Annotated in this window: 20 protein-coding genes, 3 tRNA genes, 1 other RNA gene and 1 pseudogene; 6 read left to right on the forward strand and 19 right to left on the reverse strand. The window is 66.4% G+C overall.

Annotated features, from left to right (window positions below):
• Window positions 1-97 precede the first annotated feature (97 nt).
• The 3 genes from dnaJ to grpE all read right to left on the reverse strand — a co-directional run bounded on the left by dnaJ (window position 98) and on the right by grpE (window position 3,923).
• Entirely contained in the window at window positions 98-1,222 is a 1,125-nt protein-coding gene (dnaJ, locus tag ATCM_RS09575) for a molecular chaperone DnaJ (protein ID WP_132864310.1), read from the reverse strand.
• 129 nt (window positions 1,223-1,351) lie between these two features.
• On the reverse strand, window positions 1,352-3,274 hold the full coding sequence (dnaK, locus tag ATCM_RS09580; protein ID WP_132864311.1) for a molecular chaperone DnaK: 1,923 nt from the start codon (window positions 3,272-3,274) through the stop codon (window positions 1,352-1,354).
• Window positions 3,275-3,413: 139 nt separating this feature from the next.
• Window positions 3,414-3,923: a nucleotide exchange factor GrpE gene (gene grpE, locus ATCM_RS09585; protein ID WP_132864312.1), complete on the reverse strand. Its 510-nt coding sequence runs from the start codon at window positions 3,921-3,923 to the stop codon at window positions 3,414-3,416.
• A gap of 182 nt (window positions 3,924-4,105) precedes the next feature.
• Here grpE and recN point away from each other — a divergent pair, with 182 nt between their 5' ends.
• On the forward strand, window positions 4,106-5,773 hold the full coding sequence (recN, locus tag ATCM_RS09590; RefSeq protein ID WP_132864313.1) for a DNA repair protein RecN: 1,668 nt from the start codon (window positions 4,106-4,108) through the stop codon (window positions 5,771-5,773).
• A gap of 146 nt (window positions 5,774-5,919) precedes the next feature.
• On the opposite strand, the gene fur is transcribed toward recN, so the two are convergent.
• A complete protein-coding gene (gene fur / locus ATCM_RS09595) occupies window positions 5,920-6,327 on the reverse strand; it encodes a ferric iron uptake transcriptional regulator (RefSeq protein ID WP_165931239.1) in 408 nt (135 codons plus the stop codon).
• Between the two features lie 104 nt (window positions 6,328-6,431).
• Between fur and bamE the strand changes: the two genes are divergently transcribed.
• On the forward strand, window positions 6,432-6,821 hold the full coding sequence (gene bamE, locus ATCM_RS09600; RefSeq protein ID WP_132864315.1) for an outer membrane protein assembly factor BamE: 390 nt from the start codon (window positions 6,432-6,434) through the stop codon (window positions 6,819-6,821).
• Between the two features lie 19 nt (window positions 6,822-6,840).
• On the opposite strand, the gene ATCM_RS09605 is transcribed toward bamE, so the two are convergent.
• Entirely contained in the window at window positions 6,841-7,098 is a 258-nt protein-coding gene (locus tag ATCM_RS09605; RefSeq protein WP_132864316.1) for an RnfH family protein, read from the reverse strand.
• Between the two features lie 3 nt (window positions 7,099-7,101).
• Window positions 7,102-7,530, reverse strand: a complete 429-nt coding sequence (locus ATCM_RS09610) for a type II toxin-antitoxin system RatA family toxin (protein ID WP_132864317.1) — start codon at window positions 7,528-7,530, stop codon at window positions 7,102-7,104.
• Window positions 7,531-7,581: 51 nt separating this feature from the next.
• On the opposite strand from ATCM_RS09610, the gene smpB reads away from it, so the two are divergent.
• Together smpB and ATCM_RS09620 are read left to right on the forward strand one after the other, a co-directional pair.
• Complete coding sequence (gene smpB, locus ATCM_RS09615) at window positions 7,582-8,085, forward strand: SsrA-binding protein SmpB (protein WP_132864318.1); 504 nt, start codon at window positions 7,582-7,584, stop codon at window positions 8,083-8,085.
• Window positions 8,085-8,507: a GNAT family N-acetyltransferase gene (locus ATCM_RS09620; protein WP_132864319.1), complete on the forward strand. Its 423-nt coding sequence runs from the start codon at window positions 8,085-8,087 to the stop codon at window positions 8,505-8,507. Before smpB ends, ATCM_RS09620 begins: the two co-directional genes overlap by 1 nt.
• Here the strand turns inward: ATCM_RS09620 and ATCM_RS09625 are convergent.
• Complete coding sequence (locus tag ATCM_RS09625) at window positions 8,480-9,085, reverse strand: hypothetical protein (RefSeq protein ID WP_132864320.1); 606 nt, start codon at window positions 9,083-9,085, stop codon at window positions 8,480-8,482. The two genes, ATCM_RS09620 and ATCM_RS09625, sit on opposite strands and share 28 nt — an antisense overlap.
• Before the next feature lie 200 nt (window positions 9,086-9,285).
• Between ATCM_RS09625 and ssrA the strand changes: the two genes are divergently transcribed.
• Both ssrA and ATCM_RS09635 read left to right on the forward strand, forming a co-directional pair.
• Window positions 9,286-9,639: a transfer-messenger RNA gene (gene ssrA, locus ATCM_RS09630) on the forward strand.
• Window positions 9,640-9,996: 357 nt separating this feature from the next.
• Window positions 9,997-10,200 (forward strand): annotated as a pseudogene (locus ATCM_RS09635) (helix-turn-helix transcriptional regulator); the annotation flags it as partial.
• Between the two features lie 441 nt (window positions 10,201-10,641).
• Here ATCM_RS09635 and ATCM_RS09645 read toward each other — a convergent pair.
• The 12 genes from ATCM_RS09645 to ATCM_RS09700 form a co-directional block, all read right to left on the reverse strand.
• Window positions 10,642-10,959 (reverse strand): DUF2834 domain-containing protein, encoded by a 318-nt coding sequence (locus tag ATCM_RS09645; RefSeq protein WP_132864321.1) that lies wholly within the window; start codon window positions 10,957-10,959, stop codon window positions 10,642-10,644.
• 267 nt (window positions 10,960-11,226) lie between these two features.
• Window positions 11,227-11,302, reverse strand: a tRNA-Glu gene (locus ATCM_RS09650).
• 50 nt (window positions 11,303-11,352) lie between these two features.
• Window positions 11,353-11,469 (reverse strand) — tRNA-Ala (locus ATCM_RS19105).
• 173 nt (window positions 11,470-11,642) lie between these two features.
• Window positions 11,643-11,718 (reverse strand) — tRNA-Gly (locus ATCM_RS09660).
• A gap of 29 nt (window positions 11,719-11,747) precedes the next feature.
• A complete protein-coding gene (pgsA, locus tag ATCM_RS09665; RefSeq protein ID WP_132864322.1) occupies window positions 11,748-12,374 on the reverse strand; it encodes a CDP-diacylglycerol--glycerol-3-phosphate 3-phosphatidyltransferase in 627 nt (208 codons plus the stop codon).
• Window positions 12,375-12,381: 7 nt separating this feature from the next.
• Window positions 12,382-14,229, reverse strand: coding sequence for an excinuclease ABC subunit UvrC (gene uvrC / locus ATCM_RS09670; protein WP_132864323.1), 1,848 nt, complete (start codon window positions 14,227-14,229; stop codon window positions 12,382-12,384).
• Window positions 14,226-15,647, reverse strand: a complete 1,422-nt coding sequence (locus tag ATCM_RS09675; protein WP_132864324.1) for a hypothetical protein — start codon at window positions 15,645-15,647, stop codon at window positions 14,226-14,228. The genes uvrC and ATCM_RS09675 overlap by 4 nt, the downstream gene beginning before the upstream one ends.
• Complete coding sequence (locus ATCM_RS09680) at window positions 15,644-16,129, reverse strand: low molecular weight protein-tyrosine-phosphatase (RefSeq protein WP_132864325.1); 486 nt, start codon at window positions 16,127-16,129, stop codon at window positions 15,644-15,646. The genes ATCM_RS09675 and ATCM_RS09680 overlap by 4 nt, the downstream gene beginning before the upstream one ends.
• Window positions 16,126-16,899: a 3-deoxy-manno-octulosonate cytidylyltransferase gene (gene kdsB, locus ATCM_RS09685; protein ID WP_132864326.1), complete on the reverse strand. Its 774-nt coding sequence runs from the start codon at window positions 16,897-16,899 to the stop codon at window positions 16,126-16,128. The genes ATCM_RS09680 and kdsB overlap by 4 nt, the downstream gene beginning before the upstream one ends.
• 69 nt (window positions 16,900-16,968) lie before the next feature.
• On the reverse strand, window positions 16,969-17,991 hold the full coding sequence (gene lpxK, locus ATCM_RS09690) for a tetraacyldisaccharide 4'-kinase (RefSeq protein WP_132864327.1): 1,023 nt from the start codon (window positions 17,989-17,991) through the stop codon (window positions 16,969-16,971).
• Window positions 17,991-19,736: a lipid A export permease/ATP-binding protein MsbA gene (gene msbA / locus ATCM_RS09695; protein ID WP_279432513.1), complete on the reverse strand. Its 1,746-nt coding sequence runs from the start codon at window positions 19,734-19,736 to the stop codon at window positions 17,991-17,993. The genes lpxK and msbA overlap by 1 nt, the downstream gene beginning before the upstream one ends.
• The gene (locus ATCM_RS09700) at window positions 19,733-20,155 is read right to left on the reverse strand and encodes a biopolymer transporter ExbD (RefSeq protein ID WP_132864328.1); all 423 of its coding nucleotides are present in this window, start codon (window positions 20,153-20,155) and stop codon (window positions 19,733-19,735) included. The genes msbA and ATCM_RS09700 overlap by 4 nt, the downstream gene beginning before the upstream one ends.
• Window positions 20,156-20,159 lie beyond the last annotated feature (4 nt).

Consider the following 20,159-nt stretch of genomic DNA (forward strand, 5'->3'; position numbering starts at 1 on the left):
TCCAGCATAAAGACGAATGCCCCGCCGTAGCACCGGGCCCTGTCCGGCGGCGGCTCCACCGGAAACGTCCGGTGGGGCGTGGCGCCGCACTGTCGCCTCAGGACTTCATGCGTTCCCAGAAGCCCTTCACGCCATCCATGAAGGTGGCCGATTTCGGCGAGTGCTTGCGTGCTTCCTCGCCGACGAAGGTGGCCTCGAACTGCTCCAGCAGCTTGCGCTGCTCGTTGGTCAGGTTCACCGGCGTCTCGACCACGATGCGGCAGTACAGATCGCCCTCGGTGCGGCTGCGCACCGACTTGACGCCCTTGCCGCGCAAACGGAACAGCTTGCCGGTCTGGGTCTCGGACGGGATGCGGATCTCCGCCTCGCCACCCAGCGTGGCCACGCGCACGGTATCGCCCAGCGCCGCCTGCGAGATGCGGATCGGCACTTCGCAGTGCAGGTCGTCGCCGTCGCGGGTAAAGATGGCGTGGTCGCGCACGCGCACTTCCACGTACAGGTCGCCCGGCGGGGTGCCCGGCGGACCGGCCTCGCCCTCGCCCTGCAGGCGGATGCGGTCGCCGGTGTCCACGCCCGCGGGCACCTTCACCGACAACACCTTGTCTTCCTCGACACGGCCGTTGCCGTGGCAGGTCTTGCACGGCTTGGCGATGATCTGGCCGCGGCCGCCGCAGTTGTGGCAGGCCTGCTGCATGGCGAAGATGCCGCGCTGCACGCGGACCTGGCCGCGACCACCGCAGACGTTGCAGGTTTCCACCTTGCCGTCTTCCGAGCCGCTGCCATCGCAGTCACCACACTCGGCCAGGGTCGGGATCTCGATGCGGCGCTCCACGCCGGCCACCGCTTCCTCCAGGTCCAGCTCCATCACGTAGCCGATGTCGGCACCGCGACGCGGCTGGCGCGGGCCACCGCCGCCACCGAAGATGTTGCCGAAGATGTCCCCGAAGATGTCGTTCATGTCCGGGCCGCCGGCACCGCCGCCACCGCCCATGCCGTGCTCGAACGCGGCGTGGCCGTGGGCGTCGTACATGCGCCGCTTGTTGCCGTCGGACAGCACTTCATAGGCTTCCTTGCACTCCTTGAAGGAGGCTTCGGCCGCCGCGTCACCGGGGTTGCGGTCCGGATGGAACTTCATCGCGCAGCGACGGTAGGATTTCTTCAGTTCCTCGTCGCTGGCGTTGCGGGCCACGCCCAGTACTTCGTAGTAATCGCGCTTGCTCATGCTCTTCTCTCCCTCCCCCTCCGGGGAGGGCAAGGTGGCGGTTCATCGACAAGACAAGGGTCCGGGGCCGCCTGCGCAAACCCGGACCCTGGCCCGGTCCTTCCCACGCGGGGAAGGGCCAGCGGTACATCAGGACTTCTTGTCGTCCTTGACTTCGGTGAACTCGGCGTCCACCACATCGTCGTTGGACGGGCCGGCGGCGCCGGCACCCGGTGCCGGACCGGCCTGCTCGCCGGCCGAAGCGGCGGCGTACAGCGACTGGCCGGCTTCTTCCAGCGCCTTGGACTTGGCTTCGATCTGGGCCTTGTCGTCGCCCTTCATCGCCGTCTCCAGGTCGGCCAGCGCGGCCTCGACCTTGCCGATCACGTCGCCACCGACCTTGCTGCCATGTTCGGTGATGGCGGTGCGGGTGGCGTGGATCAGGCCGTCGGCCTGGTTGCGGGCCTGGACCAGTTCCTGGAACTTCTTGTCTTCCTCGCGGTTGGCTTCGGCGTCGGCAACCATGCGGTTGATTTCGTCTTCCGACAGGCCCGAACCGGCCTTGATCTCGACCTTCTGTTCCTTGTTGGTCTTCTTGTCCTTGGCCGACACGTGCAGGATGCCGTTGGCGTCGATGTCGAAGGACACTTCCACCTGCGGCATGCCGCGCGGGGCCGGCTCGATGCCGGACAGGTCGAACTTGGCCAGCGACTTGTTGAAGCGGGCCTGCTCGCGCTCACCCTGCAGCACGTGCACGGTCACGGCCGACTGGTTGTCCTCGGCGGTGGAGAAGGTCTGCGAGGCCTTGGTCGGGATGGTGGTGTTCTTCTCGATGATCTTGGTGAACACGCCACCCAGGGTCTCGATGCCCAGCGACAGCGGGGTCACGTCCAGCAGCAGCACGTCCTTGACGTCGCCGCCCAGCACGCCGCCCTGGATCGCGGCACCCAGTGCCACGGCTTCGTCCGGGTTGACGTCCTTGCGCGGCTCCTTGCCGAAGAACTCGGTGACGGCCTGCTGCACCTTCGGCATGCGGGTCTGGCCACCGACCAGGATCACTTCGCTGATGTCGCTCGAACGCAGGCCGGCATCATTCAGCGCGGTGCGGCACGGCTCGATCGACTTCTTGATCAGGTCTTCCACCAGCGCTTCGAGCTTGGCACGGGTCAACTTGATGTTCAGGTGCTTCGGGCCCGACGCGTCAGCGGTGACGTACGGCAGGTTCACTTCGGTCTGCTGGGCGCTGGACAGCTCGATCTTGGCGCGCTCGGCGGCGTCCTTCAGGCGCTGCAGGGCCAGCGGATCCTTGCGCAGGTCGATGCCCTGGTCCTTCTGGAACTCTTCCACCAGGTACTCGATGACGCGGTTGTCGAAGTCTTCGCCGCCCAGGAAGGTGTCGCCGTTGGTGGCCAGCACCTCGAACTGCTTCTCGCCGTCGACGTTGGCGATCTCGATGATCGACACGTCGAAGGTGCCGCCGCCCAGGTCGTAGACGACGATCTTGCGGTCCTTGTTGTCACCCTTGTCCAGGCCGTAGGCCAGCGCGGCCGCGGTCGGCTCGTTGATGATGCGCTTGACGTCCAGGCCGGCGATGCGGCCGGCGTCCTTGGTCGCCTGGCGCTGGCTGTCGTTGAAGTACGCCGGCACGGTGATCACCGCTTCGGTGACCTTCTCGCCCAGGAAATCCTCGGCGGTCTTGCGCATCTTCTCCAGCACGCGGGCGGAGATTTCCTGCGGCGCCATCTTCTTGGCGTCGCTGGTCTGCACCCAGGCGTCGCCATTGTCATGGGCCAGGATGGTGTACGGGACGTGCGCGATGTCCTTCTGCACTTCGGCGTCGGTGAACTTGCGGCCGATCAGGCGCTTCACCGCGTAGAAGGTGTTCTTCGGGTTGGTGACGGCCTGGCGCTTGGCCGAGGCACCCACCAGCACTTCGCCGTCCTTGGTGTAGGCGACGATGGAGGGCGTGGTGCGGTCGCCTTCCGAGTTTTCGATGACGCGGGCCTTGCCGCCGTCCATGATCGCCACGCACGAGTTGGTGGTGCCGAGGTCGATACCAATGATCTTGCCCATGGGGGACTCCTGAGAATTCGTGTGCCGGCCGCTGCCGGGGATGAATGGGATGTGGGGGACGACCCGATGACATTCAAGTCATCCCCGGAACACTGTTTGCTGTTGGCCGGCCCCGTTTAACCCGGGGCCAGCCGGCCGGTCAGTCGGCCTTGGCCACCACCACCAGCGCCGGCCGCAGCAGGCGCTCGTTGAGCAGGTAGCCCTTCTGGAACACGGTCACCACGGCGCCCGGCGCCACGCCAGCCGGCGCGTCGACCTGGCTGATGGCCTGGTGGTGTTCCGGGTTGAAGGCCTCCCCGGCCGGGTTCAGCAGGGTCAGCCCGTTGTCGGCGGCCACCTTGAGCAACTGCTTGTAGGTCAGCTCCAGCCCCTCGCGCAGCGGGCTCGGTTCGGTGCCGGCGGCGGCCAGGCCGGCGTCCAGGCTGTCAAAGACCGGCAGCAGCTCGCCCAGCAGCTTCTCGTTGGCGAACTTGCGCGCCTGTTCGATGTCGCGGGCCACGCGCTTGCGCTGGTTCTCCAGGTCGGCACGCTCGCGCAGCGCGTCGGCCTTGACCTGCTCCAGCTCGCCAAGCAGCGCCTGGACCTGGGCTTCGTGCTGGTCGGCGACGGCGTCGTTCTGATGATCGGTTTCGGGGTGGTCTTGGTTCATTTCCGGTTCCCTGGCGGAGGTTCTGCCCGCCTACCCGGCCTCGTATGTGGGCAATGCCTGCCGTTTCAAGGCTTGGACTCATCCTTTGAGACGCCGGGTGCCTACCCTGCCCCGGCGCCCCTGCATGCATTGACCTGTCCGGCGTGCGTGCTAGCTTTGCGCGGCCTACTCATCTGCCCACCATGCTCAGACATCTTTCAATAAAGGATTTCGCCGTTGCCCGCGCCACCGAGCTCGAATTCGGACCTGGCATGACCGTGGTTTCCGGCGAAACCGGCGCCGGCAAGTCATTGATGGTGGACGCCCTGGGCTTCCTGTCCGGGCTGCGCGCCGACTCCGGCGTGGTCCGCCACGGCGCCAGCCGGGCCGAGCTTTCGGCCGAATTCAGCCTGGAGGCCGACAGCCCGGCCCGGCAGTGGCTGCTGGACAACGAACTGGACGACGAGGAGCAGTGCCAACTGCGCCGCGTGATCCGCGCCGACGGCGGCTCGCGGGCCTTCATCAATGGCCGTCCGGTCCCGGTTTCGCAGCTGACCGAGCTGGCCGGCTTCCTGGTCGAGATCCATGGCCAGCACGACCAGCAGGCATTGCTGTCGCGGCCCAGCCAGCTGGCCCTGCTCGATGCCTATGCCCGCAACGACACCGAGCGCGCCGCCGTGCGTGCCGCCACCGGCACCTGGCAGGCCCTGCTCGATGAGCGCGATGCCCTCTCCCAGCAGGGCGACGTCTCCGACCGCATCGGCTTCCTGGAGCACCAGCTCGGTGAACTGCAGCGCGAGGACCTGGAACCGGCGGCGATCACCGCGCTGGGCGCCAGCCACCGTCGCCAGGCCCATTCCACCGCCCTGATCGAAGCCTGCCAACGTGCCGGCGGCATCCTCAACGGGGACGACGATGCCCCGTCCCTGCTTTCACTGCTGCAGCAGGTCCGCCATGAACTGGGCCGGGTCAGCCAGCACGAACCGCGCCTGGGCGAGGTCGATGGCATGCTCGACGCGGCCGGCATCCAACTGCACGAGGCGCTGGCCCAGCTCGACCGCGTCCAGGACGACCTGGACAGCGACCCGGATGCCTTCGAGGAAATCGAACGCCGGCTCGGCCGCCTGCACGACCTGGCGCGCAAGCACCGGGTACCGATGGAGGAGCTGCTGGCCACCCAGCAGCGCATCGAGGCCGAGCTGGAACAGTTGCGTGGCGCCGACGAACGCCTGGCCCGCCTGGCGGGCGAGATCGACAAGGCCGCTGCCCGCTGGCAGGCCGAAGCGGCCATCCTCACCGCCAGCCGCAGCAACGCGGCCAAGGCACTGTCTGACACCACCACCACCCTGATCGGCGAGCTGGGCATGGGCGGCGGCCAGTTCCTGATCGAACTGGAACCGCAGCCGGCCGCCCGCCCGGACCCGAACGGCGCCGAGCGGGTCGAGTTCCTGGTCGCCGCCAACGCCGGCCAGCCACCGCGTGCCCTGCGCAAGGTCGCCTCCGGTGGCGAGCTCTCGCGCATCTCGCTGGCCATCGAGGTCGCCGCGCTGGGCCTGGATGCCGTCCCCACCATGGTCTTCGACGAAGTGGACTCGGGCATCGGTGGCGCGGTGGCCGACATCGTCGGCAAGAAGCTGCGTGCCCTGGGCGAACGCCGCCAGGTGCTGTGCGTCACCCACCTGCCGCAGGTCGCCTCCAAGGGCCATGCCCACTACCGCGTCAGCAAGGCCCCGGTCGACGGCATGACCCAGAGCGCGGTGGAACTGCTCGACGCCAAGGGCCGCGAGGAAGAGCTGGCGCGCATGCTCGGCGGGGCCGAGGTCAGCAAGGAAGCCCGCGCCGCTGCCCGCAGGCTGCTCACCGAGGCCTGAGCTGGTCAAGGACCAAGGTGTCCCCCGGCCTGTTCCCCCATGGACGCGGGACAGGCCCCAAACAACAACGCCGGCCCAAGGGCCGGCGTTGTGCGTTTCATCCTGCTGGCCGGTGCCCCGTGGCGGGCCACCGCTGGCGCGGGCGTTCAGCGACGCTTCTTGCGCACGTACAGCACCAGCGAATGCTCTTCCAGCTCGTAGCCATGATCAGCCGCGATCTTGCGCTGCAGCTGCTCGATCTCGTGGCTTTCGAACTCGATGATCTTGCCGGTGTCCACGTCCACCATATGGTCATGGTGGCCGCCGCGGTCCAGCTCATAAACCGCCTGGCCGCCCTCGAAGTTGTGCTTGAGCACCAGCCCGGCCGCTTCGAACTGGGTCAGGACACGGTAAACCGTGGCCAGGCCGATTTCGTCGCCGCAATCGAGCAACTGCCGGTAGATGTCTTCGGCGGTCAGGTGGTGATGGGGGGTGTTCTGCTCGAGCAGGGCGAGGATGCGCATCCGCGGATGCGTCACCTTCAGACCGACTTTGCGCAGGTCGTTGGATTCCATGGCCATCGTGTTCATTGGCGGTTTAGCGCCAGTTGCCTCCGGTCAGATCGCGCTGGGTGCCGGGGAGTGTATCATCGCCCTGATATCCCCAATCGCCCTACCCAATGCGCAACCTTCTGTTGATTGCTGTAGTCGCCCTGTCCACCACCGGCTGCGGCATCATCTACAAGCAGCCCATCTACCAGGGCAACCTGATCCGTGAACAGGCCGTCTCGCAGCTGCAGGTCGGCCAGAGCAAGCAGCAGGTCAACGCGCTGCTGGGCACCCCGTCCATCGCCGACCCGTTCCACGCCCAGCGTTGGGATTACACCGCCAGCCAGCGCGTGAACCGCCTCGGCACCACCGAGACCAAGAACTTCACGGTGTTCTTCGAGAACGACATGGTCACCCGCTGGGAAGGCGACTACTTCCCGAATCAGGATGCCGAGCTTGCCCGCAAGAGCGTGCGCCAGTTCGGCCGCAACCTGGCCAAGGACAAGAAGAAGGGCCGCTGATCGCCAGCGCCGCTTGGGATCAATCGCCGCCGCGCGCCCGCCGGCGGCGATTTTCTTTGGGGTCGGCCAACAGCGGGCGCAGCAGCTCGATGCGGTCCCCCTCGTGCAGCAACTGCTGCGGGCGCGCCAGCACGCCATGCACGGCCAACGCCACCGTGACGCCGGCGGTATCCAGCCCCGCCTCGTCCACCGCCTCGGCGACGGTGCAGCCGTCGGGCAGCGCCAGCGTCCGCTGCAGGTAACGTTCCGGCCAGGCCAGCACCACCTCCACCCGCATGCCTCATTCCTCCTGGTCAGCCACGCGCACGAAGTCGTTGACCATGCGGTCGGCCAGCCCCTGGAAACCCAGCGCCAGCGCCGGCCCCAGCAGCCGCGAGGTCGGCTCGAACTCCAGCTCCAGGCTGACCTTGCAGGCATCGGCGGCCAGCGGCTGGAAGTCCCAGCGCCCATGCAGGCGCTTGAACGGCCCGTCGCGCAGCTGCATGTCGATGCTGCGCGGGCGCACCAGCGCGTTTTCGGTCATGAACCAGGTGCGGAACGAGCCCAGCCCCAGGTCCAGCCGCGCCACCAGCCGGTCCCCGCCCTGCTCCAGGATCTCAGCCTTGTCGCACCAGCGGAACCGGCGCGGGTAGGCGGAGACGTCATTGACCAGATTAAACATGCGCTCGGCGGAGTGTTCGACCAGGGCGCTTCGGCGGATGGTAGGCATGGGGAATACGATGGATATCCGGAATGCCTCCGAATCGGAGACAATACGTAAATGAGCAAGAACACCGGCAAGGATAAAGCAAAGAACGCGACGGCCGACAAAACCATCGCGTTGAACAAGCGTGCCCGTCACGAATACCACCTGGAAGAACGCTTCGAGGCCGGCCTGGTCCTGCAGGGCTGGGAAATCAAGGCCATCCGCGCCGGCCGCGGCAACATGACCGACGCCTACGCCTACGTGAAGGACGGCGAGATCTTCCTGATCGGCGCCCAGATCACCCCGCTGATCCAGGCCTCGACCCACACCATCCCCGAGGACCGCCGCCAGCGGAAGCTGCTGCTGCACCGCAGGGAGATCGACAAGCTGATCGGCCGCGTCGAACGCGACGGCTACACCCTGGTCCCCACCGCGATGTACTGGAGCAAGAACAAGATCAAGCTCGAGATCGCGCTGGCCAAGGGCAAGCAGAACCACGACAAGCGCGACACCGCCAAGGAACGCGACTGGGCCCGCGAGAAGCAGCGCGCCATGCGCGCCCACAACCGCAACGCCTGATGTCCCCCTGCGCGCCACGGCCGGCCAGCGCGCACGACAGCGAGCAGCTTTGCCAGCGCCTGCTGACCTTCAACCAGCAGGCCTGTGGCGATCCACTGGAAGACCTTCCCGTCCGCCTGGCCTGCCACGATCACGACGGCACCCTCTACGCCGGCCTGCTCGCCGACATCTGCGCCGGCTGGCTCACGGTCCATGTCCTGTGGGTTGACCCCGCCCACCGCGGGCGCGGGGAGGCCAGTGCGTTGCTGGCCGAGGCCGAGCAGACCGCACGCCAGCACGGCGCCCACGCCGCCCTGCTGGACACCTTCGACTGGCAAGCCGAGGGCTTCTATACCCGCCACGGCTACGACGTGTTTGCCCGGCTCGCTGACTACCCGCCGGGCCATCAGCGGATCTACCTGCGCAAATCCCTGCTGGCGTGAGCCCACCGGCGCAGCTCACCACGGGTACCGGCCTCCTGGAGCGCAACGCACAGCAACGCCAGGCGCACGACCACCTTGATTTCAGTCGCAGCGGCGGCGTCTCCTGCCAGCCACGCCCGGACCCTGCCCGCCGCTTCCGGCGGCAACAGCTCCAGCACGCGCTCCTCCGGGATCGCGTCGGCCACCCGCTGCAAGCGCTGCGAGAAGCCGAACAGGCGCAACGAACTCCATGCCACCTGCAGCACCGCCGCCACTGCCACCAGCGTGACCAGGCGACCCACCGCCGTCGGCTCAAGACCCGACCATGCCGGCCGCAACGTCAGTAGCAACAGGGCCGCGGCAACCTGCCAGCCCGCCCAGCGATACCGCCGCCGCGCCATGGCCCCGACCATGCCCGCGCTGGCCAGCAACGTGGTCACGGTCGCGCCGAGCTGCCAGCCTGAGTCACCCCACAGCGCCGCCGTCGCCAACAACAGCAGCAACACATAGGCAGGCAGAGCCGGCAAGGCACGCCGCAGGAAATCGCGCCCCACGCCTGTCGCGAACCCCTTCAAACTGCGCGCCTGCTGCTGTTGCACCAACGGTCTCCACCCGATTTCAACCGACATATCGTTGACGGGCGCCTGTCGCAGAAAGGTCGGCCGGGCGTTAACCCACGCCAGACAGATACCGGCACGTGACGATTCAGCTTGTTTGCCGTAGCATCCACACCGTCAGCGAGGTTTCGGTCCACTTGGTCGCTCAGGTAGCCGCAACCCTCATCGCTCAACGTCTTACCGGGGGTGCACTGGTTTCGACGGGGGTTATGAAGTCGCTTGGCGCATGCCGAGGGGGTAGCTTTCCTCGTAAATCCAGCTGCAAAACTCTAGTTGCCAACGACGACAACTACGCTCTCGCCGCTTAAGGCGTAAGCCCCGAACCCACTTGTGCCCGTGCTCGTGGATGTAGGGTCATTATCACGGAACCGGCTGTGACGGCTGCCTGTCAGTCACGGCTTAACCAAAACAGGCTGGTCCTTGGGTGCGCTTCGCTCACCGTGCTGCCACAGGACGAGACCCAACGGTGAACTAAGCATGTAGTGCCAGGGATGGAGTGCCTTCGGACGGCGGTTCAATTCCGCCCACCTCCACCAATGCAGTGGCCGACAAGGCCCGAATCAGGCCGGAATCCCCGAGAAATCAAGGGCTTCCGGCCTTTTTTGTTCTCCGCCATATGCACCATTGCCCCCCCCCCTGCCTCGGGGCTGCAGGGGCACTTTTGGGGGTATCTCCACCAACCAGCGAGCCTGATCAGCCTCGCCCATTGATACATTCGCTTTTGAACTTGGACCTGCACTAGCAGGCGAGCGTGCAGCTGCCCGGGATTGCAGACCCGATGAGAACGACACCCGCCCGAACAGGCGGAGACTCGAGCCGACAGCGTGCTGTCGGCACCGCGTCGGGGTTGCGGCGGGAGGATGTCGTCACGCAAGGCAGGTTGCGGCAGCATGATGCCGGGACCCCAGACCCCGATTCCAAGGAGCCTCCATGCACATCAACAACGCTCGCCTTCGCGCGAGCTATGCATCGCCCGGCAGTGGTCACAGGAGCAATTGGCCAGCCTCAGCGGGCTGAACCTGCGCACCATTCAACGCCTTGAATCGGGCGCGAAGGTCTCGACGGAGTCCTTGCGTGCACTGGCTGCAGTTCCTGATGTCTCCGCCGAAAGCCTGCTGGCGAGCAATCCCGCCCCCAGTCGTGCCGCCGCTGACACCATGCGCGAAGGCCTGCAGCGAGGCCTCGACTTCACCGGAACGACGCCGCGAGCAGACTTTTGGTGGTTTGCGCTGGCGGTTGCGATGGTGCTGGCCTTTGCCCAATTGATCCGCGAGGCGGCAGGCCCTTTGTCCTTGCAGATCGCCTCGTTGGTCGTTCTGCTGCCGTGGCTTGCAGCCTGCACGCCACGCCCGCGCAACGCAGGGCTTAACCCATGGTGGCAGCTGATCAGCCTTGCGCCCGTTGCATCCTGGTCCTGCTTTATCTGCTCACCTATCCGGCCAAAGCAGCACGAGCGACAGAAACAACGTCAGGACAAGCAGCACGCCGCGACCAACCTTTGGCGGCACCGAAGCCAACATCAGCCCAGCGGCACCGCTTCATCGTGCGAGCGTGGCTGCATGCCGTTCCCGCTGCAGCAGGAACAACGGCAATGCCAGCGAAGGCCCGACGCCCAGCGCCAACAGCGGCAGCCAGGTGTGCCGCATTCCAAGCCGCCGCCCTTCAACAACCACGAACACCGCCACCGCGATGCCGGAAACAAGCACATCGGACCAGGCGAATGCCGAAATTGGCGTTCCCACCGCGTGTTGCACGAGAAGCGGGATATCCAGTCCGTAGGTCGATACCCAGGGCAGGAACTGCGCCAGCGGCAAAGCGGCACCGCAGATGCAGAGAATGATGTAGACGATGCGCATGACCTTCTCCAATCGATCAGACATGGAGAAAGCCGCCATCAACCCCGAGGCTTGCCCCTCCGATGCGCGCGGATGGTAGGCCGCAAGCGGCACTCCCTGCAACACGCAAGGCTACTGACACGCACCACACGCTGCAGGACTCGGACTGGAGAACGCCAGTACTCAGTATCGGACAGGAACGACCACGACTGCAGTCGCTTGCATCAACCCGTCGCCTCGAATTCCAGGCAAAGAAAAAGCCCCGGTTTCCCGGAGCTTTTTTGGAAATGGCGTCCCCACGGGGATTCGAACCCCGGTCGCCACCGTGAAAGGGTGATGTCCTAGGCCTCTAGACGATGGGGACGCGTATTCTTCAAATTCGAGTTGTCTATCCGGACGGCCTAATGTCCGAATTGGTGGAGCTAAGCGGGATCGAACCGCTGACCTCCTGCATGCCATGCAGGCGCTCTCCCAGCTGAAACTCGCGACCTCAACCTTGGCAAGGTTGCGCTCTACCAACTGAGCTATTCCCGCTTGGGATGCCGTGCATTCTACAGACTTCGTAACAATTGCACCAGCTTTTTAACAAATTTCTTCACAGCGGCCGGAGGGCTATCGCACTCCGCAAGGACCCCGGACGGGCTTGCCAGCACCTCCGGAAAACCCCTCACGCATCCTGTCGAAAACAACGTTCTTCTCGACATTGGAGCGGGAAACGAGACTCGAACTCGCGACCTCAACCTTGGCAAGGTTGCGCTCTACCAACTGAGCTATTCCCGCTTGGGAGGCGAAATTCTACATGCATTCGCCTACCTGTCAACCACCTTTTTCCGGGTCTGTTCGCGTGCCACCCGCTCGTCTTCGCGCAGGCTGGGCCAGGCGGCATGCAGGTACTGCACGCCGGAAACCAGCGTCAGCAACGCGGCGATCGCCAGCATCCAATCCCCGATATGGAAAATGGGCGCCCCCATCCAGATCGCGGTGAATGGCGTGTTCGGCGACACCGAATACAGCAGGCACAACAAGGCAATCATCTGCGCGGTGGTCTTGACCTTGCCGATCATCGCCACCCGCACTTTGGCACGCTGGCCAATCTCGGCCATCCACTCGCGCAGCGCAGACACCGCGATCTCCCGGCCGACGATCACCGCCGCCCAGAACGCCATCCACGGCGTGGGATGTCCCTGCACGATCAGGAACAGCGCCACGGCCACCATCAGCTTGTCAGCCACCGGATCCAGGAAGGCGCCGAACGCGGAATGCTGTTCGTAGCGCCGGGCCCACCAGCCATCCAGCCAGTCGGTGATGGCCGCCAGGCCGAAGATCGCCGCCGAGGCAAAATTGGTCCAGGCGTACGGGAGATAGAACACCAGGACCAACACCGGGATCATCAGGATCCGCAGCAGCGTCAGCCAGGTGGGGATGGTCAATTTCATTGAAACGTTACTCCGCTGCCGGGTCAGGCACCGACAGACCATGAAGGTTAGCGTAGATACGCGCGGCCAGGGCGTCGTTGATGCCTTCCACCCGTGCGATCTCGGCCTCACCGGCGGCCTTGAGCCCGGCCATGCCGCCAAAATGCTTGAGCAGGTTGGCACGACGGCGCGGACCGATGCCGGGGATATCCTCCAGCTTGCTGGTCATGCGCGCCTTTTGTCGCCGTCCGCGATGGCCGGTGATGGCGAAGCGGTGCGCCTCATCGCGCACCTGCTGAATGAACTGCAACGCCGGTGAGGCCGCGCCCGGGCGGATCTCGCGCCCGTCCGGCAGCACCAATGCCTCGTGGCCGGCCCGGCGTTCCACGCCCTTGGCCACGCCCACCAGCATCACCCCCTCCACGCCGAGGTCGGCCAGGGCGGCCTGCGCCTGCGCCAACTGGCCGGCACCACCATCGATCAGCAGCACGTCGGGCAGCACGCCGCCCTCCTCCACCGCGCGCCGGAAACGGCGATCGATGGCCTGGTGCATGGCGGCGTAGTCGTCACCGGGTTCGATGCCGGTGATGTTGTAGCGCCGGTACTGCGCACGCACGGGGCCGGCCGCGTCGAACACCACGCACGAGGCCACCGTCGCTTCGCCCATCGTATGGCTGATGTCGAAACACTCCACGCGCTTGACCGGCTCGGCCAGCCCCAGCATGTCCCGCACTGCCTCGCTGCGTGCGTGCTGGGCGCCACGGCTGTCCATCTCCGCGACCAGGGTGATCTGCGCATTGCGGCTGGCCAGCTCGACATAGCCGGCGCGTTCACCACGCACGTTCCATTTCAATGCCACCTTGCGCTCGGCCGAGGCACCGAGGGCGGCCTCGATCATCTGCGCATCGGGAATCTCACGGTCCAGCAGCACTTCCGGCGGCGGGCCGTGCTCGATGTAGTACTGCGAGACGAATGCCGCCAGCACCTCCTCGGCGCTGTCCTCGCCATTGGTGCGCGGAAAGAACGCGCGTGTCCCCAGATTGCGGCCATCGCGGAAGGCCAGCAGCATCACGCAGGCACTGGCGCCCTGGGTCGCACAGGCCAGCACGTCCAGGTCCGCCGCACGCCCGTCCACGTACTGGCGGTTCTGCATGCTGCGTAGCGATGCCACCAGGTCACGCAGACGCGCGGCACGCTCGAACTGAAGGGCATCGCTGGCCTGCTGCATGGACTGCACCAGTTCGTCGGCCAGCTGGTCGCTCTTGCCCTCCAGGAACATCGCGGCCTGGCGCACCGATTCGTCGTAGTCCTGCTGTGGCACCAGTTCCACGCAGGGCGCGCTGCAGCGGCCGATCTGGTATTGCAGGCAGGGCCGCGAACGGTTGCGGAACACGCTGTCCTCACAACTGCGCAGCTTGAACAGCTTGTGCATGAGGTTCAGCGTCTCGCGGACCGCACCCACGCCCGGATAGGGGCCGTAGTAGCGCCCGGGGACCGCCCGGGGGCCACGGTGCAGGGCGATGCGCGGCCACTGCTCGCGCGTCAGCAGCACCTGCGGGTAGGTCTTGTCGTCGCGCAGGGACACGTTGTAGCGCGGCGCCAGCGACTTGATCAGCTGGTTTTCCAGCAGCAGCGCCTCGGCCTCGGTGCGGGTGACGGTGACGTCCATCCGCGCGACCTGCGAGAGCATCATCATGATGCGCGTGCTCTTGGGCGAGCCGTTGAAGTAGCTGCCCACACGCTTGCGCAGCGCGCCGGCCTTGCCGACGTACAGCAGGGTGTCGTCGGCGGCGTACATCCGATACACGCCGGGCGCGGTACTCAGCGCCGCCGCGAAGGCCTTGCCATCGAACGCGGGGGGGCTTTCCTGCTTCATCCTTCGATCGGCACGTCGCTCAGCTCGCCGCTGAGCGGGTCGAAACGCAGCACCGAATGCGCATCGGTCTCGGCGATCCAGATCGCGCCGGCCGCCAGGCCCAGCGCGCATGGCCCATGCAGGCGCCGTGGCAGGTTGACCGTGGCCAGGTCGCCGCCGCCCAGGCGCAGAGTGCGCAAGGTACCGTTGCCGGAATCGGCGATCCACAGCATTGGCGAGTCCGGGCCCTTGGCGATCGCCATCGGGAACTGCAGGCGGGCGTTCAGGCGCGGGCCGTCGACGTTGCCCGATTCCCAGGGGCCCTGTCCGACCAGGGTCTGCACCAGGTCGTTGCGCAGTTGCACCGAGCGGATCGCCGAGCCCAGCGAATCACACACGTACAGGGTCTGCTGCACCGCCACCACGCTGGTCGGCTGCGCGAACGCGGCCAGGTGACCGCTGCCATCACGCACTTCGACCGGGCCTGCGCCCGAGCGCCAGCGCAGCTCGCGGGTGCCCAGGTCGTAACTCCAGATATGGTTATCGCCGGCCATGGCGATGTGGACCTGGTTGTCGGCCACGGCGACGTCGGCCGGGTGGTTGAGCGGGCTGTCCCATGGCTGCGCCAGCACCCCGGCGCGCGGGTCGCCCACGCGTCCGGTACCGCACAGGGTGTCGACCTGGCCACTGCTCAGGTTGATCCGACGCAAGGCGTGGTTGCCGGTGTCGGCCACGTACAGCACGTCACGCACCAGCGCCAGGCCCTGCGGCCGGTTGAAGGCCGCTTCACCCACACCGCCATTGATCAGGTCGGCGCTGCCAAGGCCGAACTGGCGCAGCACGCGACCGGCGTGATTGCACTCCAGGATGCGATGGTTGCCGGTATCAGCCACATACAGGCGCTCTTCGGCGACCGCCAGGCCGGCCGGGAAGCGCAGCGGCAGGCGCGGCTCCGGGTTGATCTCGCGAGCGCCGTAGGCCTCGTCGTCCAACGGTTGCGCCACGCCATCACAGAGCGCGTTCAACACGCGCTCCGTGTCGCCGCCGGCACCACCGCCCACCAGACGCTCACGTTCCACGCCGTATGCATCAAGCAGCACCAGCGTCGGCCATGACTGCACGTCGAACGCACGCCAGGCATCCCATTGCGCATCCAGCACGATCGGGGCCGAGATGCCCTGGCGGCGCAGCAGCTTCAACGCCTGCTGTGGCTCACGTTCAAACTCGAAACGCGGCACCTGCACCACCACCAGCTGTAGCCGACCCGGATTGCGCGCCTGCCAGCCGGTCACCTCGGCCAGGCGTTGCATCGACCATATCGACGCGCCGTTGACGAAGGCGAGCGCCACCGGGCAACCCCGCAGTTCCTGCAGGGTAGCGGGGGCGGCGTTGAGCCAGATGCCGGTCTTGGGCAGTTCCAGTAGGCGCTTTTCGTTCATGTCGGGATTATGCCGGAGTCGTCTCGCCGCAACAGGCGCTGGACGGTTGCCCGTGCGGCGGCATCGACCAGCGCCCAGCTATGTTCAAAATCCTCCTGCCCACCGTAATACGGATCGGGCACCACCGTGGCCTCGGCAATACCGGCCCAGGGCAGCCACAGCACCGCGCGTTCACGCGCATGCTCGGGGGCCAGCGCCCGGGCCTCGGCCAGATTGTCATGATCGGCGCAGAGGATGTAGTCGAAATCGAAGAAATCCTCGCGGCGCAGCTGGCGACCACGCAAGCTCGAAATGTCCACGCCGTGACGCCGCGCACAGGCTACCGCGCGTCGATCCGGCGGCTCGCCGGCGTGCCAGCCGGAGGTTCCCGCCGAGTCCACGCTGATCCAGTCCAGTCGCGCCTGCGCGATGCGGGCGCGCAGGGCCCCTTCGCCCATCGGCGAACGGCAGATGTTGCCCAGGCAGACCACCAACAGCTTCAAGGCGCTCCTCGCATCAGGGCATCGGCACGGGCCAGGTCCTCGGCAGTATCGATGCCGGGCGGGAACGGTGCCGGTGACAGCGCTACTGCGATCCGGAAACCGGCCTCCAGCACCCGCAACTGCTCCAGCGATTCGACCTGTTCCAGCATGCCCGGCGGCATCGCCGCGAACTGCTGCAGGAAGCCGGCACGATAGCCATAGATGCCGATATGGCGCAGCCAGCTGCCGGCCGGCAGCTCGTCCCGCGAGCGCGCGAATGCATCCCGATGCCACGGGATCGGTGCCCGGCTGAAATACAACGCGTCGCCGCCGGCAGCCCGCACCAGCTTGACCACGTTCGGATCGAACAGGGTTGGCGCGTCCTCGACCGGGGTGGCCAGCGTCGACATCGGCGCGCCACTGTCGGCCAGCACGCTGGCGACGGCCTGGATACCCACCGCCGGGGCGAACGGCTCGTCGCCCTGCAGGTTGACCACGATCACGTCGTCCGCCCACCCGGCCTGCCGCGCACATTCGGCCAGACGATCAGTGCCGGAGGCGTGGCCGGGATCGGTCATCGCGACATGGATGCCGTCCAGCCCAGCGACGGCATCGGCGATGCGCGCATCGTCGGTTGCCACCCAGACCTCGCGAGCACCGGCATCCAGCGCCCGTCGCGCGACATGCAGCACCATCGGCTCGCCGTTGATCAGCGCCAGCGGCTTGCCGGGCAGACGGGTGGAGGCATAACGGGCCGGGATGGCCACGACGAACTCGGGAACCTGCTTCATTTGAACTCCTTGCATGCGGCGACCAACGCGCCTGCGCGTACACCGTCGGTGCCCTCGGGCACCTGCCCTTCACCCGCGTGCCAGCTTGCCCAGGCGGTCCAGCAGCGCCACCCAGAACGCGGCCGGCAGCTCGGCCTGCAGCGGTACCGCATAGTGCCAGCGATTGGCGAAGCGCTGGCACTTCACCGCATCCTTCTCGGTCATCAGCACCGGCAACTCGCTGCCGAAGGACAGGTCACCGGCCTGGTAACGATGGTGGTCGGCAAAGGCATGCGGCACCACACCGATGCCACGCGCGCGCAGCATCTGGAAGAACCGCTGCGGATTGGCAATACCGGCCACGGCATGCACGCGCTGGCCAGCGAAGGCCTGCAGCGGCTGGTCCCGTCCACCATTGAGCGGATGGGCGGTATCGATGCGCAGACGCATGGCCCATTCACCGAAGCCGGAGGCCACCGCCTGTTCCGGCGCGTCACTGGCCTGGCCCAGGTTGACCACGCGGAAGTCGCAATCGCGCGCGCGCGCGGCCGATTCGCGCAGGGGCCCGGCCGGCATCATGCGGCCGTTGCCGTAGCGGCGCGCCGCGTCCACCACTTCGATCTCGATATCGCGCGCCAACCGGTAGTGCTGCAGGCCGTCATCACAGACAACCACGTCACAACCGGCCTCCAGCAAAGCCTTGGCCGCCGCGACCCGATCACGGTCCACGCGCACCGGCACGCCGGTCTTCCAGGCAATCAGCACCGGCTCATCGCCACCCAATGCCGGCTCCATGTCCGGGGTGATCCAGCGCGCCGTGCCGGCGTCATCGCGGCCATAGCCGCGGCTGGCCACGCCAGGCTTCCAGCCGGCTTCGCGCAGGCGCATGACCAGTTCGATGGTCAACGGCGTCTTGCCCGTACCGCCAGCGGTGATGTTGCCGACCACGATCACCGGCACCGGTACCTGCCGGCGCCGCAAACAGCCGCGCTGGTACAGCCACCGACGCAGGCCGGAGACCGCGCCATACACGGGAGCAACCACACGGGCCGCCAGCGGTACCGGAGCGTCGTCGTACCACCAGCCCGGGGTCTGCGGGCCTCGCTTCTCCATCAGTCCTGGCTCTCCCGGAACTGCATGCGGTACAGGTGCTCATACAGCCCACCCAGCGCCAGCAACTGCTGGTGGGTGCCACGCTCCACGATGCGCCCCTGATCCATCACCAGCACCTGGTCGGCATGCTCGATGGTGGACAGCCGGTGCGCGATCACCAGCGTGGTGCGGTCGGGCATCAGCTTCTGCAAGGCGTCCTGGACCAGTCGCTCGGACTCGTTGTCCAGCGCCGCTGTGGCTTCGTCCAGGATCAGGATCGGGGCATCCTTGAGCATGGCGCGGGCAATGGCCAGGCGTTGGCGCTGGCCGCCGGAGAGCTTGCCGCCCTTGGCGCCCACCTGCGCCTGCAGGCCCTCGGGCAACTGCTCGACGAATTCCAGGGCATTGGCACCGGCAACCGCATCATCCACCTGTTCGGCGCTGCGCTTGTGCAGTTCGCCGTAGGCCACGTTCTGCGCGATGCTGCCATTGAACAGGGTGACCTGCTGGCCGACCAGGGCGATCTGCCGGCGCAGGTCGGCCAGCCGGTAGTCCTGCAACGGATGACCATCCAACAGGATCTGGCCGGCCTCGATCTCGTAGAAGCGCGGGATCAGCTTGATCAGCGTGGACTTGCCGCTGCCGGACCGGCCGACGATGGCGGTCACGGTGCCGGGTTTGGCGATGAAGCTGATGTCTTCCAGTGCGAGCCTGGCTTGTCCCTCATAACGGGCGCTGACGTGCCGGAACTCCAACTCCCCCTTGGCCCTGCCCAATGGCATCTGTCCGGAGTCCACTTCGTCGGCCGCATCGAGTACAAGGAACAGGCGCTGCGCCGAAGCGATGCCGCGCTGGGTCATGTTCTGCACGTTGGTCAGCTGCTTGAGCGCGGGGATGATGGTCAGCATCGCCATCATCAGCGACACGAAATCGCCAACACTCAAGCGCCCGGCCGAAGCCTCATGGCCGGCAATGAACAGCAGCGCAGCCAAACCGACCGCGCCAATCAGCTGCACCATCCCCGAAGAAATACTGCGCGTGGATTCGACCTTCATTGCCAGGCGCAGGTTGGTATTGGCCAGGCCCTCGTAGCGCTCCATTTCGGTAGGTTGCGCGCCATAGATCTTCACCTCTTGCTGGCTCGACAGCGCCTGGTCGGCGGCCTGCAGCAATTCGGCGCTGCTCTCCTGGATGCGATGGCTGATACGCCGGTAGCGCTTGGCCACCTTGTTCATGACCCAGGCCAACGGGGGAGCAAGCACGAAGATCGCCAGAGTTACCTGCCAGCTGTAGATGAACATCATCACCAGCGCGCCCAGCGCCTGCAGTGACTGCTGGAGCACCACTTTCATGGCGTCGATTGCAGCTTGCGCCACCTGGTCGCTATCGGACCCCAGCCGCACCAGCATGGACGGCACGGGCTCGGCGTCAAAGCGTTGGCCGGGCAACCGCATGTACTTGGACAACACGCGCACACGCAGGTCACGTGCGATGCTCCGCGCCGCCTTGCCCATGCCGATGTCGGTCAGGTAGCCCGCAGCCCCGCGCAACAGGAACAAACCAATGATGGCAAGGGGCATCCATGGATTGATGTTCTCCGGATTCACCAGGTTATTGGTGATCGGGCTCATCAGCCCCAGAAAACCCATGCCGGCAGCGGCTTCGATCAGCATGCCCAGCACGGCCATCAACAGCAGTGTGCGATATGGCTTGGCAAAGCCCAGCAATCGCCTGTAAGTCTTCCACGGGCTCACCAAGGCGCTCACTGCTTCACTTCCGGCGCGGTGGCGATGGCGATGCGGCGGAAGCCCAGCTGGCCCAGTGCGTCCTGCGCGGTCACCACGGCCTGGTACGGCGTGCGCGCGTCGGCGCGCAGCAGCACGGTCTGCTCGCGGTCATCGCCGCCGGCCTGGGCCAGCACCTGCTTGAGCGACTCCACGTCGGTGCGCAGCACTTCCTGGTCGTTGACGAAGTAACGGCCGTCGGCATTGACCAGCACGCTCAGCGAGCGCGGCGGCGCGCTGTTCTTCTGGTCGCTGGCGGTCGGCAGCTGCACCTGCAGCGTCGAACGCGCATCGAACGTGGTGGTGACCACGAAGAAGATGATCAACACCAGGATCACGTCGATCAGGGGAACCAGATCGATATGCGGTTCATCCGAGTGGCGGTTTTCGCGGATGCGCATCGGG

This window comes from Stenotrophomonas sp. ATCM1_4, from assembly GCF_004348115.1.
Taxonomy (GTDB): domain Bacteria; phylum Pseudomonadota; class Gammaproteobacteria; order Xanthomonadales; family Xanthomonadaceae; genus Stenotrophomonas; species Stenotrophomonas capsici.